2 protein-coding genes are annotated in these 5,381 nt (G+C 30.5%); both read left to right on the forward strand.

Features of this window, described 5'->3' with window-relative positions:
- The first annotated feature begins 437 nt into the window (after window positions 1-437).
- Window positions 438-2,396: a DNA methyltransferase gene (locus tag BZG02_RS20450; protein WP_101263605.1), complete on the forward strand. Its 1,959-nt coding sequence runs from the start codon at window positions 438-440 to the stop codon at window positions 2,394-2,396.
- A gap of 2 nt (window positions 2,397-2,398) precedes the next feature.
- Window positions 2,399-4,957 (forward strand): DEAD/DEAH box helicase family protein, encoded by a 2,559-nt coding sequence (locus BZG02_RS20455; RefSeq protein ID WP_101263606.1) that lies wholly within the window; start codon window positions 2,399-2,401, stop codon window positions 4,955-4,957.
- Window positions 4,958-5,381 lie beyond the last annotated feature (424 nt).

Raw genomic sequence — 5,381 nt, forward strand, 5'->3', positions numbered from 1 at the left:
ATATTGTTGGCATAAAAGCCCTGATAAAATGGGCAAAACAGCTATTATCTTACTTTCTTGAATTAATGGAGCTCTTAGGGTTGAAATTAGCCAAAATAAGAACTTGGTTTCTGTCAGAAAATAAAAGCAATATCAATTTTTATGTATCCTTAAAACAGCTATATTTAACACTTATTTGAGCAGTTTGTTGAGTTTTTAGACAGACTGCCGTTAGGTGCAAGGCTGGGAAAAATGAAACGAAGTGCTAAATTGAAAGATTTTTGTTTTGCCGACCCGCTTAAATAAAAGAAAAAGCCAACGCACAAATAGCACATTTAGTTTTTTGCCAACACACAAAAAAAGCCGACACTAAAAAACTAAAAGAGCTATTTTTTGCCATCGCTCCAACAAGAAATTAGTACATTGCAAGATTAAAAATATTGACTAAGGATTATTAAATGAAACTATACGATACATTAGAAACACAACTCAAAAAAGAGAATAATTTCGTTAGTGACAGCGGAGAATTGAAAAAGTGGGTTGTGATAAATAAAGCACAGAATTTTGATGCTGGACTAATTGAATTATTGCTTGGCAGTAAGGAATTAAAAGAAAAATTCTTCATTGAAGTAAAAGGAACATTAGTTTTTAATCAAAACTTGTTTGTGCAATTTTTGGAACAGAAAAATTATTTAAACGACAGCTACACACAATATAAAAACAAAGTTGGATTAACCCTTGACGGAAAATATCTAAAACAACGAAATGAAGTTGCTTTAGTTTGGCCATTTAAAGATTGTATTTTAGAAGGAGGACAAAGCCGAGAAGAAGATAAACGAGAAGAAATTTTCTTTAACGAAACTTTGGCACAAGATGAAATAACTCAACTTCTTGAACCAAAAGTTTTAACCAATGCTAAAACCTACGACAAAGAAGGAGAAAAAGCATTTAAAGTTTTTACCCGTGATGCAGCAGTAAACAGAAAAAGAGGTTTGCCAGAAAATACAATTACTGACAATCTAATTATTAAAGGCAATAATCTTTTGGCTTTGCATTCTTTGAAAAAAGAATTTTCTGGAAAGGTTAAGCTAATTTATATTGACCCACCGTACAATACAGGTAGTGATAGTTTTGGATACAACGATAGCTTTAATCATTCGACCTGGATGACTTTTATGAAAAATAGGTTTCAAGCTGCTCAATTTCTTTTAAAAGATGATGGTTTTATTGTTGTTCAATGTGATGACAATGAGCAAGCCTATCTAAAAGTGTTAATGGATGAAGTTTTACAGATGTCTTTTCTTACATCGATTTGTGTTCAAATGTCTTACGTTAGTGGTGAGAAAATGGCACACATTGATAAAAAACCTCCAAAAATTAAAGAGTTTTTACATATTTATTCTAAAAAATCTGGAACTAAAATAACACCGCAATACACTAATAAAGATGTAGATTTTGAATATAATAAGTATATCAATAGAAACGATAGTAAAGATTATAATGATTGGGAGGTTTTTGCTTTGAATGAAATATTTAAAGCTAATAAAATTAAAAGTGAAGAGCAAAAAGAAGAATTTATGCTCAACAATGCAGCAAATATTTTCAATAGAGTAAGAAATAAATCAGAGGCATATAAAAAAACACTTGGAAATAAGAAGCTGCAAAAAATAACAACAGCAACGGGATTAGATAAATGGGCATGGAACGGACGAGAAGTAGTATTTCTTGCTGACAGAATTATAACAGACCATGAAGGTAATTTAACATACAGTCAGGCTCTAGGTGATATTTGGAATGATATTCCTATTGTAAATTTATATTTGGAAGGAAGCGTTACTTTATTAAAAGGGAAAAAACCTGAGTTAATTATCTTACGCTTAATAGAAATGTTTACAGGTAAAAATGACATTGTTTTAGATTATCACTTAGGTAGTGGTACAACAGCAGCTGTGGCACATAAAGCAGGTCGCCAATATATCGGAATAGAACAACTAGATTATGGCGAAAATGATTCAGTTATTAGATTAAATAATGTTATAAATGGTGATAATACTGGTATAAGTCCAATTGTAAAATGGATTTCAGGAGGCTCATTCACATACTTAGAACTCAAAAAATACAATCAAATATTTATTGAGCAAATTGAACAAGCGAAAGACAGCAATGCTCTTTTAAAGATTTGGGAACAAATGAAAGCTAAATCATTCCTAAACTATAATGTAGATATTCAAAAACAAGACAAACACATTGAAGAGTTTAAACAGTTAGAATTAAAGCAACAAAAAGAGCATTTAGTTGAGCTATTAGATAAAAATCAGTTGTATGTTAATCTTTCATCAATTAACGATAAAGATTTTGCAGTAAGCAAAGAAGAAAAACAAGTAACAGAAGATTTTTACCAAATAAAAAAGGATTAAATATGGCATTTTTATATAGCATATTCGATAATCCTTTTGCGAGAAAGGCACTTGAACAAGTAATTGTCCCAAATTACATTGCAGATAATTTGAAATATGAGATTCGTCCTTATCAAGAGGAATCTTTTAAACGATATATTTATTCTGACATAGAAGACTTTGAAGGCAAACCAAACAAACCTTACCATTTACTTTTCAATATGGCAACAGGTAGTGGTAAAACTTTGGTAATGGCAGGTTTAATGCTTTACCTGTATGAAAAAGGTTATCGCAACTTCTTGTTTTTTGTAAACTCAAACAATATCATCAATAAAACTAAAGACAATTTTCTAAATCCACAGGCTTCAAAATATTTATTCAGCAATAAAATAGTAATTGGGGGGAAAGAAATATTGATAAAAGAGGTTGATAATTTTGAAGAAGCTGACGAGGAAAATATCAATATAAAATTTACTACCATTCAGCAATTGCACATTGACTTAAACAATACAAAAGAAAATAGTGTAACATACGAAGATTTTAAGGACAAAAAAATTGCTCTAATTGCTGACGAAGCTCATCATTTAAGTTCTGCAACAAAGAATAACGGAGCTTTATTTGGTAGTTGGGAAGGAACTGTGCTTGAAATACAGAAACAGAATTATGATAATATTCTTTTAGAATTTACAGCAACATTGGATTATGAAAGCAGAGAGATTTCTGAAAAATATCAGGATAAAGTAATTCAGAAATATGACCTTGCTCAGTTTAGAATTGATAAATATTCAAAAGAAATAAATTTAATTAGGTCATTGTATGACGAGAAAGAAAGAATAATACAAGCCTTGATTTTGAATTTATATAGGCAAGTATTGGCAACATCAAAGGATATTAATTTAAAACCTGTAATTCTTTTTAAAGCTAAACAAACCATTAAGGAATCAGAACAGAACAAACTCAATTTTCATAAATTAATTGATGATTTCTCTGCTAAAGAAGTAGAAAATATTAAAAAGACTTCTACCGTTGGTATAGTTCAAAAAGCATTTGCATTTTTTGAAAGTAAAAACCTTTCATCAAACGAAATAGCAAAGCGCATAAAATCAAATTTTAAAGAAGAAAATTGCATAAGTGCCAACAACGACAAGGAAGCTGAATTAAATCAAATAAGATTAAACACATTGGAAGATGAAAATAATCCAATTAGAGCTGTTTTTGCGGTACAAAAATTAAACGAAGGTTGGGATGTTTTAAATCTATTTGATATTGTTCGGTTGTATGAAGGACAAAATACTGGTGGTTCAAATACAACAATTGGTAAAACAACACTTTCAGAAGCTCAATTAATAGGTAGAGGTGCAAGATACTTCCCCTTTACACTAGAAGCAGGTCAAGACCAATACACGCGTAAATATGATGATGACACTTCTAATGATTTAAAAATATTAGAAGAATTATATTATCACACCAAAGAGGATAACAGATATATTTCTGAATTGAAAAAAGCATTAGTTGAATCAGGAATTTATGAAGATGAAGATAAGCTGGAAACCAAGCAACTTTCATTAAAATTGGATTTCAAAGAATCAGATTTTTACAAATCGGGTAGAGTTGTTTTTAATAAAAAAGTTGAGAAAAGTTACGGTAACGTAAAATCATTTACAGATTTAGGAGTTTCAAAACGCAATTTCACTTTTACTCTTTCTTCTGGTATAGGTCAAAAGTCTGATGTTTTTGGTAAAGAAGAAAAGGATGTCAAAACCGAAAAAATAGAACAAAAAGACATTGAAATCTCAGAAATTTCAAATCACATCATTCGTTTTGCATTAGCTCAAAATCCGTTTTATTATTTTGACAGTTTAGAGCGTTATTTTCCAAATGTAGAATCTTTATCTAATTTCATTGATAGCGCAGACTATTTAGGTGGTTTAGAAATCACTTTTAATGGTACAAAAACAAGACTTGCAGAAATTTCAAACCACGATTATTTACTTGCAGTACAAGGTTTGTTACAAACTATTGAATCTGAAATAAAATCTAACTTAACTGAATATGAAGGTTCAAACTACATAAATAAACCAATACGAGAAGTATTTAAGGATAAAGAAATAAAAGTTTATAAAGACAGCGAACGAGCAGACGGTCAGTTTGATGTTGTAAGTGAACCAAAATGGTATGTTTATAATGCAAATTATGGCACAAGTGAGGAAAAGGATTTTGTTAAGATGTTTGCAAAGCGTTTTGAAAAATTGGAGAAAAACTTTGAAAATATTTACCTTATTCGTAACGAAAGAGAGATTAAAATTATTGACAAATTAGGGAGAGCATTTGAGCCTGACTTTGTTTTATTCTGCAAACAAAAAGCTGGTAACGAATTGACTTATCAAGTCTTCATCGAGCCTAAAGGAAATCATTTAAAAGCTCACGACAAATGGAAAGAGGACTTTTTAAAGCAAATCCGAGAAGATAAAAAGACAATCGAAATTGAATCGGACAAATATTTAATAACTGGAGTTCCTTTTTATAATAACGAGAATGAAAATGAATTTAAGGAAACTTTAGAAAACACACTGAATGAATAATATCCACGCTTCGCAGTCATACACATTGCCAAGTCGCTCGAAAAGCCGACACACAAACCAAAACTTGTCAAAGAGTATGTCTGCCCAAATGCACGGAAAAATTGCCGCCCCAAATAAAACAAAAAATAGTGAAATAAATGAGCGTAAGTGCTTGATAATGAATAAAGCCCAGCACCTAACAATGTATATAAAACATTTGGCGGATAGTGCTAATTTTGAGGTTGTTACACCTAATAAAATTTGTAGTGGTTTGACAGTTCAGAGCTTCGAAATGCCAAACGATTTCATATACTAACCGTTGTGCTTCATACAAATAAAAATGATGAGAAAGATTCTAAGCATATTGACAATTTTATTGACACTGACATGTATTTCAAATTTAGCTTCAGCTCAATCAGAAAAATGTGATATAAATAAATTGCTC

Source organism: Labilibaculum filiforme, from assembly GCF_002843315.1.
Taxonomy (GTDB): domain Bacteria; phylum Bacteroidota; class Bacteroidia; order Bacteroidales; family Marinifilaceae; genus Labilibaculum; species Labilibaculum filiforme.